Source organism: Mesorhizobium sp. P2_F7 (genome assembly GCF_056403695.1).
In genome coordinates, this window is record NZ_JBFUFA010000015.1 from 39,950 (window position 1) to 57,279 (window position 17,330).

Consider the following 17,330-nt stretch of genomic DNA (forward strand, 5'->3'; position numbering starts at 1 on the left):
AACGCGCAATGACGTCACACTGCGGCGCATTTGGGAAAATGCTGGCCTTCGGCTTTTACCCCGACTACCACCAATCGCAATGAGAGACACAAGTGAAAATCGGGCTATGGGCGACGAAGGCAAGGTCGGCTTGGTCATCGTCGCCGCAGGCCGCGGCGCGCGCGCCGGGCAAGCCGACGGGCCGAAGCAATATCAGCGCATCGGCGGCCAAGCCGTCATTGCGCGCACGCTGGAGACATTCCTGGCGCATCCGGCAATCGGCCCGGTCGTCGTCGCCATCCACGCCGATGACCGCGCGCTATTCGACAAGGCGGCCGGCGTGCACGCTGAGCGGCTTACCACTGTCGTCGGCGGTGAATCGCGCCAAGCCTCGGTCCGGCTCGGGTTGCTGGCGCTGAGAGACCAAGCGCCGTCCCGCGTCCTGGTGCACGATGCGGTGCGGCCGTTTGTCGACGCAGCCCTGATCGACCGCACCATCGCGGCCATTGGCGAGCGCCAGGGTGGGCTGCCGGCGCTGCCCGTCGCCGACACGCTGAAGCGCGAATCAGCCACCGGCATGATCGAGGAGACGGTGCCGCGTGCCGGCCTTCATGCTGCACAGACGCCGCAAGGCTTTCCGTTCTGGCCACTGCTCGCGGCACACGAAAAGGCCCATCATCTCGGCAAGTCGGATTTCACCGACGATGCCGCGATCGCCGAATGGGCGCATATTCCGGTGAAAATCGTCCAGGGGTCGCCGGACAATGTCAAACTCACCTGGGCAAGGGATATTGCGATGGCGGACCAGCGGCTTACCGGCGAACGTTTCCCCGACATCCGCACCGGCAATGGCTACGATGTGCACGCCTTCGAGCCCGGCGACCATGTCACGCTGTGCGGCGTCGCCATTCCGCACGGCAAAAAACTGGCGGGCCATTCGGATGCCGATGTCGGCCTGCACGCGCTGACCGACGCGCTGCTCGCCACCTGCGGCGCCGGCGACATCGGCACGCATTTCCCGCCCTCCGATCCGCAATGGAAAGGCGCTGCGTCAAAGATCTTCGTTGAGCATGCGGCAAAGCTGGTGCGCGAACGCGGCGGGCGCATCGCCAATGCCGACATCACGCTGATCTGCGAAGCGCCCCGCGTCGGCCCGCATCGCGAGGCCATGACCAAGGCGTTGTCGGCGATGCTTGGCATTTCCGGCGACCGCATTTCGATCAAGGCGACGACCAACGAAAAGCTCGGCTTTGTCGGCCGCGAGGAAGGCATTGCGGCCATCGCCACGGCCAGCGTCGTCTTCCCTGGGGACGTCCCGGCATGACCAACAGCGACCTCGCAAGCGCCCTGCTCCAGGCCTGCCAGCAGCGCGGCATCATGCTGGCGACCGCCGAAAGCTGCACCGGCGGCATGATCATTGCCGCCCTCACCGACATTGCCGGCTCGTCCGCCGTCGTCGATCGCGGCCTCATCACCTATTCCAACGAAGCCAAGATGGAGATGCTCGGCGTCTCTGCAGCTACGCTTCAAGCGCATGGCGCCGTCTCGCGCGAAACGGTTCTGGAGATGGCGGCGGGCGCGCTCACGCACTCGCGCGCCGGGCTGGCGCTTGCCGTCACCGGTATAGCCGGCCCGGGCGGCGGCTCGCCGGAAAAACCGGTCGGCCTGGTCTGGTTCGGGGTAGCGCTCAAGGGCGGTCCGGTGGCTGCGGAGCTCAATATGTTTGCCGACAATGGCCGCGATTTCATCCGCCGCGAGACGGTCAGGCATGCGCTGGAGATCGGCCTGCGTGCGCTTGGCGACACTCAGGAAATGGGCGTCGTTCCGTAGATGATGTCGGCGCGTTTCTCGAACGCTTCGGAAAACATGCGGAAGGCGCGGTCGAACATGGTGCCCATCAACGCGCCGAGAATGCGGCTCTTGAACTCGTAGTCGATGAAGAAGCGGACGCTGCAGCCGCCGTCGGCCGGCTCGAAGCGCCAGATATTGCTCAAATATTTGAACGGCCCATCGATGTATTTGACGTCGATGGTGTTCTCGTCCGGCTTCAACAGAACCTGCGTCGTAAAGGTCTCGCGGATCGCCTTGTAGCCGATGCTCATATCGGCAACGAGAATGGTGCGGCCGTCACGCTCCTTGCGCGAGCGCACCGTCAGCGCTTCGCAAAGCGGCAAAAATTCAGGATAGGTCTCGATGTCGGCGACCAGCGCAAACATCTGCTCGGGCGTGTGGGCAACGCGGCGAGTGGCTTCGAATTTCGGCATTAAAGCAGGATTAGCTGGCTTTTTTGAGCTGCGCCTCGCGCGCCGCCCGCAGCCTGGCGAAATCGTCGCCGGCGTGATGCGAGGAGCGCGTCAGCGGGCTCGACGCCACCAGCAGGAACCCCTTGGTCTTGCCGATCGTCGCGAAGGAGTTGAACTCCTCCGGCGTCACGAAGCGGATCACCGGGTGGTGCTTCTTCGACGGCTGCAGATACTGGCCGATGGTCATGAAGTCGACATTGGCCGACCGCAGATCGTCCATCAGCTGCAGGATCTCGTTCCGCTCCTCGCCGAGGCCGACCATGATGCCTGACTTGGTGAAGATCGACGGATCAAGCTCCTTGACCCGCTGCAACAGCCGGATCGAGTGGAAATAGCGCGCACCGGGCCGCACCGTCAGATAGTTCGACGGCACGGTTTCGAGATTGTGGTTGAAGACGTCTGGCTTGGCCGCCACGACGATCTCCAATGCGCCTTCCTTGCGCAGGAAATCGGGCGTCAGGATTTCGATCGTGGTCAAGGGTGTTGCCGCCCGGATGGCGCGGATGACCTCGGCGAAGTGTTGCGCACCGCCATCGGCGAGATCGTCGCGGTCGACGGAGGTGATGACGACATGGGTCAGCCCCATCTGCTTGACGGCATGCGCGACGCGCGCCGGCTCATCGGCATCGAGTGCCGTCGGGATGCCGGTGGCGACATTGCAAAAGGCGCAGGCGCGTGTGCATATCTCGCCCATGATCATGAAGGTGGCGTGCTTCTTTTCCCAGCATTCGCCGATATTGGGGCAGCCGGCCTCTTCGCACACCGTCACCAGCTTGTGCGACTTCACGATCTCGCGTGTCTCGGCATAGCCCTTGGACACCGGCGCCTTGACGCGGATCCAGTCGGGTTTGCGCAGCACGTCCTGGTCGGGCTTGTGCGCCTTTTCGGGGTGCCGCAGGCGCGGCGCGTTGGCGATCGTATCGATGACGGTGACCATCTCAAACCTGACTTGTTGGCGTCCGCCCGTCGGCGTCAGCCTTTAGAACGTCACTTAAGACTTTTCGGGGCAAAGAAAAAGGCCGCGGCGGCGCATGCCGCCACAGCCTTTTTCGCATAGCGGTTTTCCAGAGCAATTCCAGGAAAAGTGTGAGACGGTTTTCCGTCCGGAATTGCGTCTGAAGAAGCAGATAAAACGGCGAGCCGTTTTATCGGCGTATGACCCGCCCTGCAAAGATCAGCAGACAGGCGCCGATGAAGCCGGTGATCAGATAGGCGAGCCAGCCGACGCCGAAGGGCTCGATGTTGAGGGCCCTGAGAATGGCGTTGAGCACCACCGCGCCGACAATACCCATAATGATGTTCATCAAGATGCCGGTGTTGCTCTTCATCACCATCTCGGCCAGCCACCCGGCCAAGCCGCCGATGATGATGGCTGCAATCCAGCCCACGCCATTCACGTCCATATGCCAACTCCTCCAGTGTCAGGTGAAAATGCATCCGGAAACGAACTGTCTTGCCGCAAGGTTCCTCCGGCGCATGCGTCTGAGTCTTGCGGCAGCAATTTGTCATGCGTTGAGCGCGCGCCCATAGGCATCAAGCACGCTTTCCTTCATCATCTCCGACAGCGTCGGATGCGGGAAGATGGTGTGCATCAGTTCTTCCTCGGTGGTTTCGAGGTTCATCGCCACGACAAAGCCCTGGATTAGCTCCGTCACCTCGGCACCGACCATATGCGCGCCAAGCAACTGACCGGTCTTCTTGTCGAAAATGGTCTTGATGAAACCCTGGTCCTCGCCGAGCGCGATCGCCTTGCCGTTGGCGCCGAACTGGAAGCGGCCGACGCGGATGTCCTTGCCTTCGGCCTTGGCCTTGGCTTCGGTCAGGCCGACGGAAGCGACCTGCGGGTTGCAGTAGGTGCAGCCCGGGATCTTCAGCTTGTCGGTCGCGTGCACGCCGGGGAAGTTGGCGATCTTTTCGATGCAGACCACGCCTTCATGCTCGGCTTTGTGGGCGAGCATCGGCGGTCCGGCGACATCGCCGATGGCGTAGATGCCGGGAACATTGGTCTTGCCGTAGCCATCGACGACAACGCAGCCGCGGTCCGTCTTCACGCCCAGCGTCTCGAGGCCGAGATTCTCGATGTTGCCTTGCACGCCGACAGCCGAAATCATGCGGTCGGCGGTGATCTTCTCGACCTTGCCGTCCTTCATCTCGACATGCGCGGTGACGGAGTTGGCGCCCTTCTCGACCTTGGTCACCTTGGCTTCGAGGATGATTTTCATCCCCTGCTTCTCGAATTGCTTTTGCGCGAATTTCGACACCTCGGCATCCTCGACCGGCATCACCGCCGGCAACAGCTCGACCACGGTCACTTCCGCGCCCATGGTGCGGTAGAAGGAGGCGAATTCGATGCCGATAGCGCCTGAGCCCATGACCAGCAGCGACTTCGGCATTTCCTTCGGCACCATCGCCTCGAAATAAGTCCAGATCAATTTGCCGTCCGGCTCGATACCGGGCAGCGCGCGCGGCCGGGCGCCGGTCGCCAGGATGATATGCTTGGCGGTGTAGGTGCCCTCGCCCTTGACACCCTTCGGCACCGGCGGCTGGGGCTCCATCGGCTTCTTGGCCGTCTTGGAAACGACGATCTCGCCCGGCTTGGACAGCTTGGCCTCACCCCAGATGACATCGACCTTGTTCTTCTTCATCAGGAAGGCGACGCCGCCATTCAGCCTCAACGACACTTTGCGCGAGCGGTCGACCACGGCGGCCGTATCGGCGCTGACCTTGCCGCCTTCGAGCTTCAGCCCGTAGTCCTTGAGATGGTCGGAATAATGCATGATCTCGGCCGAGCGCAGCAGCGCCTTGGTCGGGATACAGCCCCAGTTGAGGCAGATGCCGCCGAGATGCTCGCGCTCGACGATCGCCGTCTTGAAGCCGAGCTGGGCGGAGCGCACCGCCGTGACATAGCCGCCGGGGCCGGAGCCGATGATGATGACGTCGTAGGATTCTGCCACGGGGTTTCTCCCTGATTGTCTTGTCTAGAGTTCCAGCATCACGCGCACCAAAGGCGCCAATGCCTCACCTATATTGCGTGTGTTTTCCGCATCGAGATGGACACCGTCGAGTGGCGTGGTCGTAGCCACGGTTCCGGCATCGAAAAAGCCGCAGCCGGCCTCGTCGGCGAGGATCGAATATTGCGGTGCCAGCCGCTTCGAGGCCTCGTCGCCGCCGGCAAACATTTCCTTGAATTCGGCATTGTCGGTGCGGCTGACGGCGGGCGGCGCCACGAGCAGGATCTGCGGCGCGTCCCAATCGAACGGATAGTCATGGCCGCGTACGATGTCGATCAAGCGCTGCATGCCTTGCTTGGCGGCGACCGGATTGCCGTGGATCCAAGGCTTCATGTCATTGGCGCCGAGCATGATGACGATCAGGTCGATCGGCGCATGGCTAGTCAGGATCGTCGGCAAAAGCCTGGCGCCGTTGCGGTCTGCTCCGGCCAAGTGATCGTCGAACGCTGTGGTTCGGCCGTTCAACCCTTCGGCGATTACTTCGATACCATCGTCGTCCAGTGCTGCCTTGAGCACGCTCGGCCAGCGGTCTTCCCGCGCATGACGCCCGAGGCTGGCGGCATCATAGCCCCAAGTCAGGGAATCGCCGTAGCAGAGGATCGTCTTCATGCACTTGCCTCCGCCTTAAGCCCGCGCCGCACGCGCCATCTCACGAACAACCACTGCACCAGCACGGTAGCGATGCCAGGCAAAACCAGGCCGGCGCCAAAGCGAAAATCGCCTGACCACTGGGCTTTTCCCGGCGGCTGCGAGAAGGTCCAGGCAATCAGGCCAATCCCGATGACCACGAAGAAGGCCACCGCAACAAGCGCCGTGAGATTTACCGCCCTTTGCGGATCCGACATGAACTGGGCGATGAAGAACACGACCGTCAGAACGACGGCGACCAGCGCCGACAGCATGAAGACAAGGATGTATTCCGAGTCCGCATTGGTGGCGATTGCGAGCCACATCGCCACCAGCCCGCCGGCCAGGCCGGAAAGGATCAGGGCAAAAAGGCTGGTGAAGAATTTCCGCACCGCCCTTTTCCCCTCCTAGACCAGCATGCCCATCGGGTTTTCGATCAGCCGCTTGAAGGCGACGAGCAGTTCGGCGCCGAGCGCGCCATCGACGGCGCGGTGATCGGTCGACAGCGTCACCGACATCACGGTGGCGACCTTGATCTCGCCATTCTTGACCACGGCGCGTTGCTCGCCGGCACCCACCGCCAGGATCGTCGCATGCGGCGGGTTGATGACGGCGGCAAAGTCCTTGATGCCGAACATGCCGAGATTGGAGACCGCCGTGGTGCCGCCCTGATATTCCTCGGGCTTCAGCTTGCGGCTGCGGGCGCGGCTGGCCAGATCCTTCATCTCGTTGGAAATGACCGACAGCGTCTTTTCATCGGCGTGGCGGATGATCGGCGTGATCAGGCCACCGGGGATCGACACGGCAACGCCGACATCGGCATGCTTGTGCTTGACCATGGCGGTTTCGGTCCACGACGCATTGGCATCCGGCACCGCCATCAGCGCCATCGCCATCGCCTTGATCACCATGTCGTTGACGGAGAGCTTGTAGACAGGCGCTTCGCCCTTGTCCGTCTTCTTCGTCGGAGCGGCAGCATTCAACTGCGTGCGCAGCGCCAGCAGCGCGTCGAGCTCACAGTCGAGCGTCAGGTAGAAATGCGGGATGGTGGCCTTGGCCTCGACCAGGCGCCGCGCAATGGTCTTGCGCATATTGTCGTGCGGGACGAGCTCGTAGGAGCCTTCCGCGAACAGCTTCAGCACCTGCTCGTCCGACATCGCCTTGGGTGCGGCAGCAGGAGCGGCAGGCGCCGGAGCGGCGGCAGGTGCTGCTTTCGCGGCCGGTGCCGCCGCTTTGGCGCCGCCGCCGGCAATCGCTGCCTCGACATCGGCCTTGACGACACGGCCATGCGGGCCGGTGCCGGTCACGGCGGACAGATCGACGCCGGCGTCCTTGGCGATGCGCCGGGCCAGCGGCGAGGCGAAGGTACGTTCGCCATCGGCGTGACCATTGGCAACCGGAGCGGCTTCCGCCTTGGGAGGCGCCGCGGCAGCGGCTGCCGGCTTCGGCGCCTCAGCCTTTGGCGCATCGGCTTTCGGAGCTTCAGCCTTGGGAGCGGCAGCGCCGCCGCCCTTTGCCGCGGCACCGGCATCCTCGCCTTCGCCGGCCAAAATGGCGATCAGCGCATTGACCTTGACGCCTTCGGTGCCGGCGGGAACGACCAGCTTGGCAACCGTGCCTTCATCGACCGCTTCGACTTCCATCGTCGCCTTGTCGGTCTCGATCTCGGCGATCACGTCACCCGGCGAAACCTTGTCGCCTTCCTTGACCAACCACTTGGAAAGATTGCCCTCTTCCATCGTGGGCGAGAGCGCCGGCATGGTGATGTTGATTGGCATGATGTCCTCCCGACCGGCTCAGCGATACGTGACGGCTTTGACCGCCTCGATGACCTCGCCGACATTGGGCAAAGCCAGCTTTTCGAGATTCGCCGCATAAGGCATCGGCACGTCCTTGCCGGCGATGGTGATGACCGGCGCGTCGAGGAAATCGAAGGCGCGCTGTGACACCTGGTTGGCGATGTGGTCGCCGACCGAGCTCTGCGGGAAACCTTCTTCCACCACGATCAGGCGGTTGGTCTTCTTTACCGAGGCAATGACGGTGTCGAGGTCGAGCGGACGGATGGTGCGGAGATCGATGATCTCGGCATCGATGCCCATGCCGCGCAGTTCGGCTTCCGCCTTGATCGCGTAGGTCATGCCGATGCCGAACGAGACGATGGTGACGTCCTTGCCCTGCTTGTGGATGCGCGCCTTGCCGATCGGCAGCACGAAATCGTCGAGCTTCGGCACGTCGAAGGACTGGCCGTAGAGGATTTCGTTTTCGAGGAAAATGACCGGGTTCGGATCGCGGATCGCCGCCTTGAGCAGGCCCTTGGCGTCGGCCGCCGTATAAGGCATCACCACCTTAAGGCCGGGAATATGGCTGTACCAGGCGGCATAGCACTGTGAATGCTGGGCGCCGACGCGGGCGGCAGCACCGTTCGGTCCGCGGAAGACGATCGGCGCGCCCATCTGACCGCCCGACATGTAGAGCGTCTTGGCGGCGGAGTTGATGATCTGGTCGATCGCCTGCATGGCGAAGTTGAAGGTCATGAACTCGACGATAGGCCTCAAGCCCGCCATCGCCGCACCGACGCCGACGCCGGCAAAGCCGTGCTCGGTGATCGGCGTGTCGACGACCCGGCGCGGCCCGAACTCCTGCAGCAACCCTTGCGTAATCTTGTAGGCGCCCTGGTACTCGGCGACCTCCTCGCCCATGACAAAGACATCGCCGTCACGGCGCATTTCCTCGGCCATAGCGTCGCGCAGGGCTTCGCGCACCGTGGTCGAAACCATCTCGGTGCCGGCGGGAATATCCGGATCGGCGGCAACTTCCGTCTTCGGCGCCGCCGCGACAGGTGCCGCGGCCTCGCTCTTGGCCGCGACAGGCGCCGGCGCGGGTGTGGCTGCTTCAGCCTTGGCGGGCTCCTCGCCGATGCCTTCGCCGGCTTTGTCGACATCTTCGCCGTCGACCGCCAGCACGGCGATCACCGCGTTGACCTTGACGCCTTCGGTGCCGGCCGGAACCACGATCTTGGCAATCGTGCCTTCATCGACCGCCTCGACTTCCATCGTCGCCTTGTCGGTTTCGATCTCGGCGATGACGTCGCCGGCGACAACCTTGTCGCCTTCGTTCTTCAACCACTTGGAAAGATTGCCCTCTTCCATCGTCGGCGAGAGAGCGGGCATGAGAATTTCGATCGGCATGTCCTTGCCCTCCCGTTACAATACGATGTCGGTCCAGAGCTCGGACGGATCCGGCTCTGCGTCGTGCTGGGCAAATTCGGCGGCGTCGGCGACGATGTCGCGGACCTCCTTGTCGATGGTCTTGAGTTCGTCCTCGCTCGCCCACTTCTTGGCTGTCAGCCGCGCCTTGACCTGTTCGATCGGGTCATGGTCGGACCGCATCTTCTGCACTTCTTCCTTGGAGCGGTATTTCGCCGGGTCCGACATCGAGTGGCCGCGGTATCGATAGGTCTGCATTTCGAGGATGATCGGCCCGTTGCCGGCACGGCACCATTCGGTCGCCTGATCGCCGGCGGATTTGACCGCACGAACATCCATACCGTCGACCTGGATGCCGGGAATCTTGAACGAGGCGCCGCGATGCGAGAAATTGGTTTCGGCCGATGAGCGCGACACCGAAGTGCCCATGGCGTAGCGGTTGTTCTCGATGATGTAGATCACCGGCAGCTTCCACAGCGAGGCCATGTTGAAGCTCTCATAGACCTGGCCCTGGTTGGCAGCGCCGTCACCGAAATAGGTCAGCGACACATTGTTGTTGTCGCGGTAGCGGTTGGCAAAGGCGAGACCGGTGCCTAGCGACACCTGCGCGCCCACAATGCCGTGGCCGCCATAAAAATGCTTCTCCTTGGAGAACATGTGCATGGAGCCGCCCTTGCCTCTCGACAGGCCGCCACGGCGTCCTGTCAGTTCGGCCATGACGCCGCGCGGGGAAAGCTCCATCGCCAGCATGTGACCGTGGTCGCGATAGGCGGTGATCATCTGGTCGCCATTGATCAGCGACATCTTCATGCCGGTGACGACCGCTTCCTGGCCGATATAGAGGTGGCAGAAGCCGCCGATGAAGCCCATGCCGTAGAGCTGGCCGGCCTTCTCCTCGAAGCGGCGGATGAGCAGCATGTGCCGGTAGGCGGCAAGCTCCTCGTCCTTGGTGAATTCAGCTGGCTTTGGGGCGGAAAGTCCCGTGGATTTGGCGGATGTCGATTTGACGGATTTGGCAGGCGCTTTTTTGGCGGCGGTGGCCATGCATCACTCCCTGTTGGCGTCTCTTTGCGGACACTAAAGCAGATCAAGTCTGCTCTGGGGAGGATCAGTTCCTCCCCACCGATTTAAAGCGAGGCTAACATGCGAGAACGCGTTTCGCCATGCAGAAAAATGCATGGCTGGCATGCGTCTAAACGGTTAGAATCATTTGATATAACAGCGATTAACTGGAATTCAGTTATTTGGAATTCGCCGGCAGCATGATGGTGATTTCATCCGCCTGGGACAGATTGAGCGCCCGGCGCGCCTGCTCGTCAAGCATATCCTTCTCCAGCGTGCCCTCATGCATCAGCTGGACACGCCGCTCCAGATCGACCCGGCGCGCCTTGATGGCATCGTACTTGGCCTGCAATTCGACGGTCTGCGCTTCGAGCTGGTATTTGGAATAGATGCCGAACTCGCCGTGATAGGCATGGAAGCCGAAATAGGCCAGGAACGCCACGCAAAGCGACGGGATGATCAGCCGGCCGGTGTTTCTCTGCTTATGCTGACGTGTCCACATGGTCGCAATCCAACTCTTGTTGGAGCATGACCTTTTCCGAAAACCGGTTCCCACTTTTCGGGATCATGCTCTGACCGTCTTATCTCGCCCGATTGTGCTTAATGGACGGTTACGGACAGGGCCTCTGGCGGTGAACACAACGAAAAAGGGCGGGAAAAATCCCGCCCTTGGTCATTCCTGGCTATTCGGCTTGATTATGCCTTGACCACCGACTTACCGGCGTAGCGCGCCTGCTTGCCGAGCTCTTCCTCGATGCGGATCAGCTGGTTGTACTTGGCCATGCGGTCGGAGCGCGACAGCGAGCCGGTCTTGATCTGCCCGCAATTGGTGGCGACCGCGAGATCGGCGATGGTCGAGTCCTCGGTTTCGCCCGAACGGTGCGACATGACGGCGGTGTAGCCGGCCTTGTGCGCGGTCTCGACGGCGTCGAGCGTCTCGGTCAGCGAGCCGATCTGGTTGACCTTGACCAGGATCGAATTGGCGACACCCATGCGAATGCCGTCGCGCAGCCGCGCCGTGTTGGTGACGAACAGATCGTCGCCGACCAGCTGCGTCTTCTTGCCGATCAGGTCGGTCAGGTACTTCCAGCCTTCCCAGTCGTCCTCGGCCAGGCCGTCTTCGATCGAGATGATCGGATAGTCGGCGGCAAGCTTGGCCAGGTATTTGGCCTGCGCCTTGGGATCGCGGGTCTTCTTCTCGCCTTCATAGACGTAGTTGCCGTCCTTGAAGAATTCGGTCGCCGCGCAATCGAGGCCGAGCGCGATCTCTTCACCCGGCTTGAAGCCGGCTTTCTCGATCGATTCCATGATGAAATCGAGCGCCACCGGCGCGCTCTTCAAGTTCGGGGCAAAACCGCCCTCGTCACCGACATTGGTGTTGTGGCCGGCATCCTTGAGCTTCTTGCGCAGCGTGTGGAAGATTTCCGAACCCCAGCGCACGCCTTCGCGCAGCGTCGGCGCACCGACCGGCATGATCATGAATTCCTGGAAATCGATCGGGTTGTCGGCATGCGCGCCGCCATTGATGATGTTCATCATCGGCACCGGCAGGATGTGCGCCTTGGTGCCGCCGACATAGCGGTAGAGCGGCAGGCCGGCAGCTTCCCCGGCCGCCTTGGCCACCGCCAGCGAGACACCGAGAATGGCGTTTGCGCCGAGCCGGCTCTTGTTGGGGGTGCCGTCGAGCTCGATCATCGTCTGGTCGATATGGATCTGGTTTTCGGCTTCCATGCCGCCGATCGCCTCGAACAGCTCGCCATTGACGGCCTCGACTGCTTTCAGCACGCCCTTGCCGAGATAGCGGGCGCCGCCGTCGCGCAGCTCAACGGCCTCATGCGCGCCGGTCGAGGCGCCCGATGGCACCGCTGCACGGCCCATCGAGCCGTCTTCGAGAACGACGTCGACCTCGACGGTCGGATTTCCACGGCTATCCAGGATTTCACGCCCGATAATGTCGATGATGGCGGTCATTGCGATGTCCCCGATTGATCGATGAAGCGTCGCGCCCCTCTTAGCCAAAGTGCCGCAAAAGGCAATCAGGAATGGCATGAAATAATAGTGACAGCCGCCACCGACCGGGCTCAGCTCGCCGTGACTTGAGCTTCAGAAAGACGCGCTGGCCGACGCCTCACACAGCAATGCGGCTATACCCCAAATAATGGTGCCGGATCTGCTGCACCAGTATTTGACGATAGAAATAAAAATCAATATCTTGACCTCCCTGGGAGGCGGCAATGGCGACGATATCAGGTAGTGGCTGGGAATTGCTTATCACCCGGCAAGTTGAACACGTGCGGGGCACCAGGTACAGGACGGTTGGAACCTACCAGGTCTTTCACAACGGAGCGCCGGCAAAGGGGTTGCCGGGCCTGGCGGGGTTCGTCTGCGAGTCGCGAGGCCCGGGCGACAATTCCCACCCCAACAGGCGCCTCGAAGCCGGCACCTACCCGCTGGCGACGTCTGCGGGAGAGCACCATGCAACGTACGGCTACACAAGCGGCAAGGCGTCGCCCAAACCAGGACTCGAAGTGCTTAACGCCAATGAGCGCAGCGAAATCTTCATCCAGCCGGGCGACGACTTCCTCTCCGGTGTCGGCTGCATCAATCCGACCAAGAAGCTGGATGGTCCGCTTTCCGACATGGATTTCGTCGAGAGCCGGGCGCGTGCGATCACCCTCATCAATGATCTGAAGGCCTTCGCCGGCGACGCTTTTCCGGCAACCAACGGCAAGAAAATTCCCAATGCTTTTGTTGTTGTCGACGGCGAACCAATGTTGTCGGCCGACAGCGTCGACACGACAATGGAGGCAGTCCCGGCTGACCCCAGGAAAGGCCTGCCTGCGGCGGTCTTCCAGAAATTCGCGGCGCGGCCTGCAAGCGGCTCCAGGCAAACGGTCTATGATGGCTACATCGGCGCCTTCACCTCCGACAAAGGGCTGAAGACGCTTGGCGACTATGGCGTGTCGGCTAACTACGACAGGCTGATGCATTTCTTCGCGCAAGCGGCAATGGAAACGGGCGGCTTCACGCTTATCCGCGAATCCCTGACCTACACGACCGTGGCCGCGATCCGGAAGGCGTGGAAATCGCGAGCCGCCGGCAGGACCGATCAATGGATCGAGGACAACCTGCTGCGCAAACCGCAAGCTCTGGGCGACTGGGCCTATGGCGGCCGCATGGGCAATGTGAAAGGGACGTTGGACGGGTTCAATTTTCGCGGCGGCGGCACGTTCCAGACCACCGGACGAAACGCCTACACAGCCAAGGGCAAACTCGCCAAGGTCGACCTCGCCGGTCATCCTGAGCTGATCGAGGATCCGCAGATTTCCTTGCTCGCCGCCTGCGCCGAATGGAAGGAGTCAGGCTGCAATGCCTTTGCCGATGCCGGCCAGATTCGCAAGATTTCGCGCGCCATCAATGTCGGCAACGCCAATTCCACCACTCCAGCCAATGGCGAGGCGGATCGGATTGCCTGGCATGACAAGATCTTCAAGGCGGTAAAGAATGCCGGACTGCTCGGCTGAGCATGCCGGGCTGCTCGGCTGAGCATGCCGGGCTGCTCGCTTGAGCATGCCCCGATCACGTTCGACAACATTGCGTCACGATAATTCACGAGCAACAATCGAGACGTCCGCTAGGATCATGCCGCGCGGGGCGAAACAGGAGGAGTTTCGCCATGTCCGAGTTGAGCGGTATCGTGAGTTTGTTCCTGATCGCGGCGGCGTTCCTGACGTCATGCGACACCCAGCAGCCGCCGAAGGCGGCAACGCAACTGTCGACGCTTTACGCCGCAGAATAGGAACCGTCCTGTTGCACTGAAAAGGCCCCGATCTCGGGGCCTTTTCACGTCAGCCATCAGTGCCGCTGATCAATGCCAGTAGGGCCTGACCTTGTAATAGTCATACGAAGCGTCACGCGCGGTCTCGCCATCGGCGCCGGCCAGTTCATTGATCGAATAGGACGGCGCCGCCTTCAGCTGATCCTTGGAAAACGGCACGACGTAGCCGCCTCTGTCCTCGTCATAGTCAAGGCTTGCCCACGGAATGGCATGATACTTCTCGCCAATGCCGAGGAAGCCGCCAAACCCGATCACCGCGAACATGATTCCGTTCGACGTCTTGTCGAGCATGATGTCCTCGATGCTGCCGATGCTCTTGCCTTCGGTGTTGTAGACCGACGTGCCGATGACGCGCGAAGCGGCGATGGCTTCGGTGTGGCCTGTCTGGGTGGTCATGTCTGATGCTCCTCATTGTCGTTGATGGTATTTTGACAATGAGGCGCGCGGGCGAAAGTTCCCGATTTTTTGAAAACGTTAGACGGTCATTCCGCGAGGATGAACGTCACCTTCATGTTGACGCGATAGGCCGCGATCTTGCCGTCCTCGACGACGATCTTCTGGTCCTGAATCCAGGCGCCTTCGACGTTCTTCAGGGTTTTGGATGCGCGCCCAATTCCCTTCTCGATGGCGTCCTGAAAGCTCTTTTTCGATGACGACGTGATTTCGGTGACGCGGGCAACAGACATGGCTTCCTCCTGCCAAGACGCTCATTTGCGAGGAGGAGCCTACAGCCGGCTTATGCCTTCCACAAGCGTCGGCGCCTCAGGGGCATTGTCACGCTGCCGCCCGGCATGTCATTGAAACAACGTCCCGGTCTTTGGTGAGGCGGCAATGGCCCGAAGGCGCAGTCAGCAGCCAGCAGCGGCGCAGCCGCCTGTGGTCGACGCCAATGCCGCGAATGAGTCCAGCGGCTACTTCTTCGCCGGCGCCATGCTGCTGACCGCCGTCCTGATCCCGTGGTATTTCGAACTGCCGCTCAATTTCAATGTCACCGACCGCGAATTCAATCCTCTTGTCTTCGTCCCGGTCGTGTTTGCGGCCATCGGGCTCTACACATTGCTGAAGGCGATCCGCGACACGCTGCGCGTGCGCAAGTTTGGCGCGACGACTCTAGAGGCGGGCGCGGCAAAATCCGGCGGCCGCTTCCAGGGCCTGCTGCGGTCGAGCCGCGATCTGGCTCCGACCGGCGACTACATCGTCAAATTGCGATGCATCCGCACCTACCGCGTCGGCGGACCGGCAGTGAATACGATCGCCGGGGACAAATCGACCTACAAGGAAGAGCTCAAATTCGAGGAAAAGCTCGTCGTTCCGCGCGGTTCGGTGCAGTCGAGCGTGGGCATCCCGTTCGCCTTCGCAATTCCGGCCGATGCGCTGCCGTCGAACGGACCGCCGGTTTACGAGCGCCAGCACGGCAATGTGCGCTGGATCCTGACGGTCACGGCGCCGATGCCGGGCGTCGACTACTACGCGGTCTTCGCGATCGACATGAAGCGATAAGGCCAGAACAATTGATGTCCCGGGCGCTGAGGCATCGCATCGTCAGGATACTTTAGTGGCCCTTGGCGATGCGGTCGAACGCCATCAGTCTTTCGAGCAAAGCCGGCATATCCTTCAGCGGCAGCATGTTGGGGCCATCGGAAGACGTCGAATTGTCGGGATCCTGGTGGGTCTCGATGAAGACACCGGCGACGCCGACGGCAACCGCCGCGCGGGCCAGTGTTTCGACAAAGCGGCGCTCGCCGCCGGAAGAACCGCCCTGCCCGCCCGGCTGCTGCACCGAATGAGTGGCATCGAAAATCACCGGCGCGCCGATCTCGGCCATCACGGGCAAAGCCCGCATGTCCGACACCAATGTGTTGTAGCCGAAGGAAGCGCCGCGCTCGGTGGTGAGCACATTGGCGTTGCCGGAGCCGGTGATCTTGGCGACGACGTTCTTCATGTCCCAGGGTGCGAGGAACTGGCCCTTCTTGACGTTGATCACCTTGCCGGTCCTGGCGGCGGCGACCAGCATGTCGGTCTGACGCGACAGGAAGGCAGGAATCTGCAGCACATCGACATGGGGTGCCACGATCGCACACTGCTCCTCGGTGTGGACGTCGGTCAGAATGGGAAGCGAAAATTCCTTGCGCAGTTCGTCGAAGACCGGAAGTGCTGCATCCATCCCGGCGCCGCGCGTCGCCGACAGCGAGGTGCGGTTGGCCTTGTCGTAGCTGGTCTTGTAGACGAGGCCGATGCCGAGCTTGCCAGTCAATTCCTTCAGCGCGCCGGCCATGTCGAAGGCATGCTGGCGCGATTCGAACTGGCATGGGCCGGCGATCAGCGCCAGGGCTGCATGGTTGTCGAAGACGACGTTGCCGACGGTTACCGACGAATTCGGTGACAGGGGCTTGTTCATTTGATCTCCCGGAAGATAAAAGCCGCGCCCTGCCCGGATGCCGGTTGCACGACAATTTCGTTGCCCGCTATATCGTGCTGGATGGCGTTGGCTGCAAGCAGCGTCGCCGTGGCATCGGCACTGCGGACCGAAAAGACGATTGCTGTGAAACGAAGTTCCGTCGGTGCGCCGGCGGAAATGCCAAAGCGCGCGACAAAGGCTGCAGGATCGAGAACGGTCAGACACGCATTCGGCAGGTCGAAGACCGCGCCGCTCTCCTGCTTCATGCCTGCCACAGTCGAGATCAGGCTGATTTGCGTGGAAGGCGCATCGCTGACCGCCACGATTTCGGCAATGCCGGACACGCCATTGGCATGGGCCTGCAGCGCCGAGCGGTCGATCTTTGGCGCATTGATCCGCTCGCAGGCAAACAGAAAAGCGTCCGTTGAGCCGGCGCTGGAAGCGAAAGCCAGCTTGAACGACGCCACATCGCTCTTTCCGGCCGTATCCGAGAAGGCTCGCGAAAAGCTCAAGCTATTTCCCGCCGACAGGCCGGCCGAGACATAGCGCGCATGATCGTCATCGGCATTGCCGGTGCCTACCACCACAGCGGAAAAGCCCTCATCGCCCAGGCTGACGCGATAGAGCTGGTCGCGCGCGACAAAGACATTGCCATCGGCAATCGCCCTTGCCGCTGCTTGCTCGTCGCCGACCGCGAGCGGTTCGAGATAGGTGCCGTCGGCGAAAAACACGCAGCAATTTTCGGTGCCGAAAGGGTGAATGCCGGTCGGCGCGACGATGAAGCCAAGCGATGCCAGTCGCGCCCGCGCCACGGCGAGGTTAGCCGTCGGCAGCACCAGATGGTCAAGCGGATGGGTTGCGCTGGTCATTCCGGCGCGGTGTGCATCATTCCGGAAATTGGTTCAA

The 17,330-nt window shown here is 61.9% G+C and carries 20 protein-coding genes; 5 read left to right on the top strand and 15 right to left on the bottom strand.

Annotated elements, in window-relative coordinates; genetic code table 11:
* Positions 1 to 79 precede the first annotated feature (79 nt).
* Both AC1DZ8_RS29680 and AC1DZ8_RS29685 read left to right on the top strand, forming a co-directional pair.
* A complete protein-coding gene (locus AC1DZ8_RS29680) occupies positions 80 to 1,303 on the top strand; it encodes a bifunctional 2-C-methyl-D-erythritol 4-phosphate cytidylyltransferase/2-C-methyl-D-erythritol 2,4-cyclodiphosphate synthase (protein WP_477305447.1) in 1,224 nt (407 codons plus the stop codon).
* The gene (locus tag AC1DZ8_RS29685; RefSeq protein ID WP_477305449.1) at positions 1,300 to 1,809 is read left to right on the top strand and encodes a CinA family protein; all 510 of its coding nucleotides are present in this window, start codon (positions 1,300 to 1,302) and stop codon (positions 1,807 to 1,809) included. Before AC1DZ8_RS29680 ends, AC1DZ8_RS29685 begins: the two co-directional genes overlap by 4 nt.
* Here AC1DZ8_RS29685 and AC1DZ8_RS29690 read toward each other — a convergent pair.
* The 11 genes from AC1DZ8_RS29690 to eno all read right to left on the bottom strand — a co-directional run bounded on the left by AC1DZ8_RS29690 (position 1,785) and on the right by eno (position 12,159).
* On the bottom strand, positions 1,785 to 2,243 hold the full coding sequence (locus AC1DZ8_RS29690) for a type II toxin-antitoxin system RatA family toxin (RefSeq protein WP_477305451.1): 459 nt from the start codon (positions 2,241 to 2,243) through the stop codon (positions 1,785 to 1,787). The genes AC1DZ8_RS29685 and AC1DZ8_RS29690 overlap by 25 nt on opposite strands.
* 10 nt (positions 2,244 to 2,253) lie before the next feature.
* Positions 2,254 to 3,219 (bottom strand): lipoyl synthase, encoded by a 966-nt coding sequence (gene lipA, locus AC1DZ8_RS29695; RefSeq protein ID WP_477305453.1) that lies wholly within the window; start codon positions 3,217 to 3,219, stop codon positions 2,254 to 2,256.
* A 208-nt stretch (positions 3,220 to 3,427) separates the two neighbouring features.
* Positions 3,428 to 3,685, bottom strand: coding sequence for a GlsB/YeaQ/YmgE family stress response membrane protein (locus AC1DZ8_RS29700; protein ID WP_477305455.1), 258 nt, complete (start codon positions 3,683 to 3,685; stop codon positions 3,428 to 3,430).
* A 102-nt stretch (positions 3,686 to 3,787) separates the two neighbouring features.
* Positions 3,788 to 5,236: a dihydrolipoyl dehydrogenase gene (gene lpdA, locus AC1DZ8_RS29705; protein WP_181056889.1), complete on the bottom strand. Its 1,449-nt coding sequence runs from the start codon at positions 5,234 to 5,236 to the stop codon at positions 3,788 to 3,790.
* Positions 5,237 to 5,260: 24 nt separating this feature from the next.
* Positions 5,261 to 5,902, bottom strand: a complete 642-nt coding sequence (locus tag AC1DZ8_RS29710; protein WP_477305457.1) for an SGNH/GDSL hydrolase family protein — start codon at positions 5,900 to 5,902, stop codon at positions 5,261 to 5,263.
* Positions 5,899 to 6,312 (bottom strand): hypothetical protein, encoded by a 414-nt coding sequence (locus AC1DZ8_RS29715; RefSeq protein WP_477305459.1) that lies wholly within the window; start codon positions 6,310 to 6,312, stop codon positions 5,899 to 5,901. Before AC1DZ8_RS29715 ends, AC1DZ8_RS29710 begins: the two co-directional genes overlap by 4 nt.
* A gap of 15 nt (positions 6,313 to 6,327) precedes the next feature.
* Entirely contained in the window at positions 6,328 to 7,698 is a 1,371-nt protein-coding gene (locus tag AC1DZ8_RS29720) for a pyruvate dehydrogenase complex dihydrolipoamide acetyltransferase (RefSeq protein WP_477305461.1), read from the bottom strand.
* Between the two features lie 18 nt (positions 7,699 to 7,716).
* Positions 7,717 to 9,108, bottom strand: coding sequence for a pyruvate dehydrogenase complex E1 component subunit beta (locus tag AC1DZ8_RS29725; RefSeq protein ID WP_477402101.1), 1,392 nt, complete (start codon positions 9,106 to 9,108; stop codon positions 7,717 to 7,719).
* A gap of 15 nt (positions 9,109 to 9,123) precedes the next feature.
* On the bottom strand, positions 9,124 to 10,170 hold the full coding sequence (pdhA, locus tag AC1DZ8_RS29730) for a pyruvate dehydrogenase (acetyl-transferring) E1 component subunit alpha (RefSeq protein ID WP_477305465.1): 1,047 nt from the start codon (positions 10,168 to 10,170) through the stop codon (positions 9,124 to 9,126).
* A 196-nt stretch (positions 10,171 to 10,366) separates the two neighbouring features.
* Positions 10,367 to 10,690 carry an FtsB family cell division protein gene (locus AC1DZ8_RS29735; RefSeq protein WP_352558862.1) on the bottom strand — a complete coding sequence of 108 codons (324 nt, stop codon included), beginning with the start codon at positions 10,688 to 10,690 and terminating at the stop codon, positions 10,367 to 10,369.
* A 194-nt stretch (positions 10,691 to 10,884) separates the two neighbouring features.
* On the bottom strand, positions 10,885 to 12,159 hold the full coding sequence (eno, locus tag AC1DZ8_RS29740) for a phosphopyruvate hydratase (protein WP_477402103.1): 1,275 nt from the start codon (positions 12,157 to 12,159) through the stop codon (positions 10,885 to 10,887).
* A 263-nt stretch (positions 12,160 to 12,422) separates the two neighbouring features.
* Between eno and AC1DZ8_RS29745 the strand changes: the two genes are divergently transcribed.
* A complete protein-coding gene (locus AC1DZ8_RS29745) occupies positions 12,423 to 13,712 on the top strand; it encodes a glycoside hydrolase family 19 protein (RefSeq protein WP_477305471.1) in 1,290 nt (429 codons plus the stop codon).
* Between the two features lie 152 nt (positions 13,713 to 13,864).
* On the top strand, positions 13,865 to 13,987 hold the full coding sequence (locus AC1DZ8_RS29750; RefSeq protein WP_023688444.1) for a hypothetical protein: 123 nt from the start codon (positions 13,865 to 13,867) through the stop codon (positions 13,985 to 13,987).
* Positions 13,988 to 14,056: 69 nt separating this feature from the next.
* Here the strand turns inward: AC1DZ8_RS29750 and AC1DZ8_RS29755 are convergent, their stop codons facing one another.
* Together AC1DZ8_RS29755 and AC1DZ8_RS29760 are read right to left on the bottom strand one after the other, a co-directional pair.
* Positions 14,057 to 14,422, bottom strand: coding sequence for a PRC-barrel domain-containing protein (locus AC1DZ8_RS29755; RefSeq protein WP_477305474.1), 366 nt, complete (start codon positions 14,420 to 14,422; stop codon positions 14,057 to 14,059).
* An 86-nt stretch (positions 14,423 to 14,508) separates the two neighbouring features.
* Positions 14,509 to 14,712, bottom strand: a complete 204-nt coding sequence (locus tag AC1DZ8_RS29760) for a dodecin family protein (RefSeq protein WP_112395110.1) — start codon at positions 14,710 to 14,712, stop codon at positions 14,509 to 14,511.
* 145 nt (positions 14,713 to 14,857) lie between these two features.
* Here AC1DZ8_RS29760 and AC1DZ8_RS29765 point away from each other — a divergent pair, with 145 nt between their 5' ends.
* Positions 14,858 to 15,526, top strand: a complete 669-nt coding sequence (locus AC1DZ8_RS29765; RefSeq protein WP_477402106.1) for a hypothetical protein — start codon at positions 14,858 to 14,860, stop codon at positions 15,524 to 15,526.
* 52 nt (positions 15,527 to 15,578) lie between these two features.
* Here AC1DZ8_RS29765 and kdsA read toward each other — a convergent pair whose 3' ends face one another.
* Both kdsA and AC1DZ8_RS29775 read right to left on the bottom strand, forming a co-directional pair.
* Positions 15,579 to 16,424, bottom strand: coding sequence for a 3-deoxy-8-phosphooctulonate synthase (gene kdsA / locus AC1DZ8_RS29770; RefSeq protein ID WP_477305478.1), 846 nt, complete (start codon positions 16,422 to 16,424; stop codon positions 15,579 to 15,581).
* Complete coding sequence (locus AC1DZ8_RS29775) at positions 16,421 to 17,293, bottom strand: VOC family protein (RefSeq protein WP_477305480.1); 873 nt, start codon at positions 17,291 to 17,293, stop codon at positions 16,421 to 16,423. The genes kdsA and AC1DZ8_RS29775 overlap by 4 nt, the downstream gene beginning before the upstream one ends.
* Positions 17,294 to 17,330: the final 37 nt, after the last annotated feature.

Bases quoted from the DNA above. Each gene is read 5' to 3' on its own strand.
- AC1DZ8_RS29720 (WP_477305461.1), bottom strand. From the start codon at position 7,698: ATGCCAATCAACATCACCATGCCGGCGCTCTCGCCCACGATGGAAGAG.
- eno (WP_477402103.1), bottom strand. From the start codon at position 12,159: ATGACCGCCATCATCGACATTATCGGGCGTGAAATCCTGGATAGCCGT.
- AC1DZ8_RS29760 (WP_112395110.1), bottom strand. From the start codon at position 14,712: ATGTCTGTTGCCCGCGTCACCGAAATCACGTCGTCATCGAAAAAGAGC.
- AC1DZ8_RS29685 (WP_477305449.1), top strand. From the start codon at position 1,300: ATGACCAACAGCGACCTCGCAAGCGCCCTGCTCCAGGCCTGCCAGCAG.
- AC1DZ8_RS29690 (WP_477305451.1), bottom strand. From the start codon at position 2,243: ATGCCGAAATTCGAAGCCACTCGCCGCGTTGCCCACACGCCCGAGCAG.
- AC1DZ8_RS29725 (WP_477402101.1), bottom strand. From the start codon at position 9,108: ATGCCGATCGAAATTCTCATGCCCGCTCTCTCGCCGACGATGGAAGAG.
- AC1DZ8_RS29755 (WP_477305474.1), bottom strand. From the start codon at position 14,422: ATGACCACCCAGACAGGCCACACCGAAGCCATCGCCGCTTCGCGCGTC.
- AC1DZ8_RS29710 (WP_477305457.1), bottom strand. From the start codon at position 5,902: ATGAAGACGATCCTCTGCTACGGCGATTCCCTGACTTGGGGCTATGAT.
- lipA (WP_477305453.1), bottom strand. From the start codon at position 3,219: ATGGTCACCGTCATCGATACGATCGCCAACGCGCCGCGCCTGCGGCAC.
- AC1DZ8_RS29775 (WP_477305480.1), bottom strand. From the start codon at position 17,293: ATGACCAGCGCAACCCATCCGCTTGACCATCTGGTGCTGCCGACGGCT.
- AC1DZ8_RS29700 (WP_477305455.1), bottom strand. From the start codon at position 3,685: ATGGACGTGAATGGCGTGGGCTGGATTGCAGCCATCATCATCGGCGGC.
- AC1DZ8_RS29735 (WP_352558862.1), bottom strand. From the start codon at position 10,690: ATGTGGACACGTCAGCATAAGCAGAGAAACACCGGCCGGCTGATCATC.
- kdsA (WP_477305478.1), bottom strand. From the start codon at position 16,424: ATGAACAAGCCCCTGTCACCGAATTCGTCGGTAACCGTCGGCAACGTC.
- AC1DZ8_RS29745 (WP_477305471.1), top strand. From the start codon at position 12,423: ATGGCGACGATATCAGGTAGTGGCTGGGAATTGCTTATCACCCGGCAA.
- AC1DZ8_RS29765 (WP_477402106.1), top strand. From the start codon at position 14,858: ATGGCCCGAAGGCGCAGTCAGCAGCCAGCAGCGGCGCAGCCGCCTGTG.
- AC1DZ8_RS29680 (WP_477305447.1), top strand. From the start codon at position 80: ATGAGAGACACAAGTGAAAATCGGGCTATGGGCGACGAAGGCAAGGTC.
- AC1DZ8_RS29750 (WP_023688444.1), top strand. From the start codon at position 13,865: ATGTCCGAGTTGAGCGGTATCGTGAGTTTGTTCCTGATCGCGGCGGCG.
- pdhA (WP_477305465.1), bottom strand. From the start codon at position 10,170: ATGGCCACCGCCGCCAAAAAAGCGCCTGCCAAATCCGTCAAATCGACA.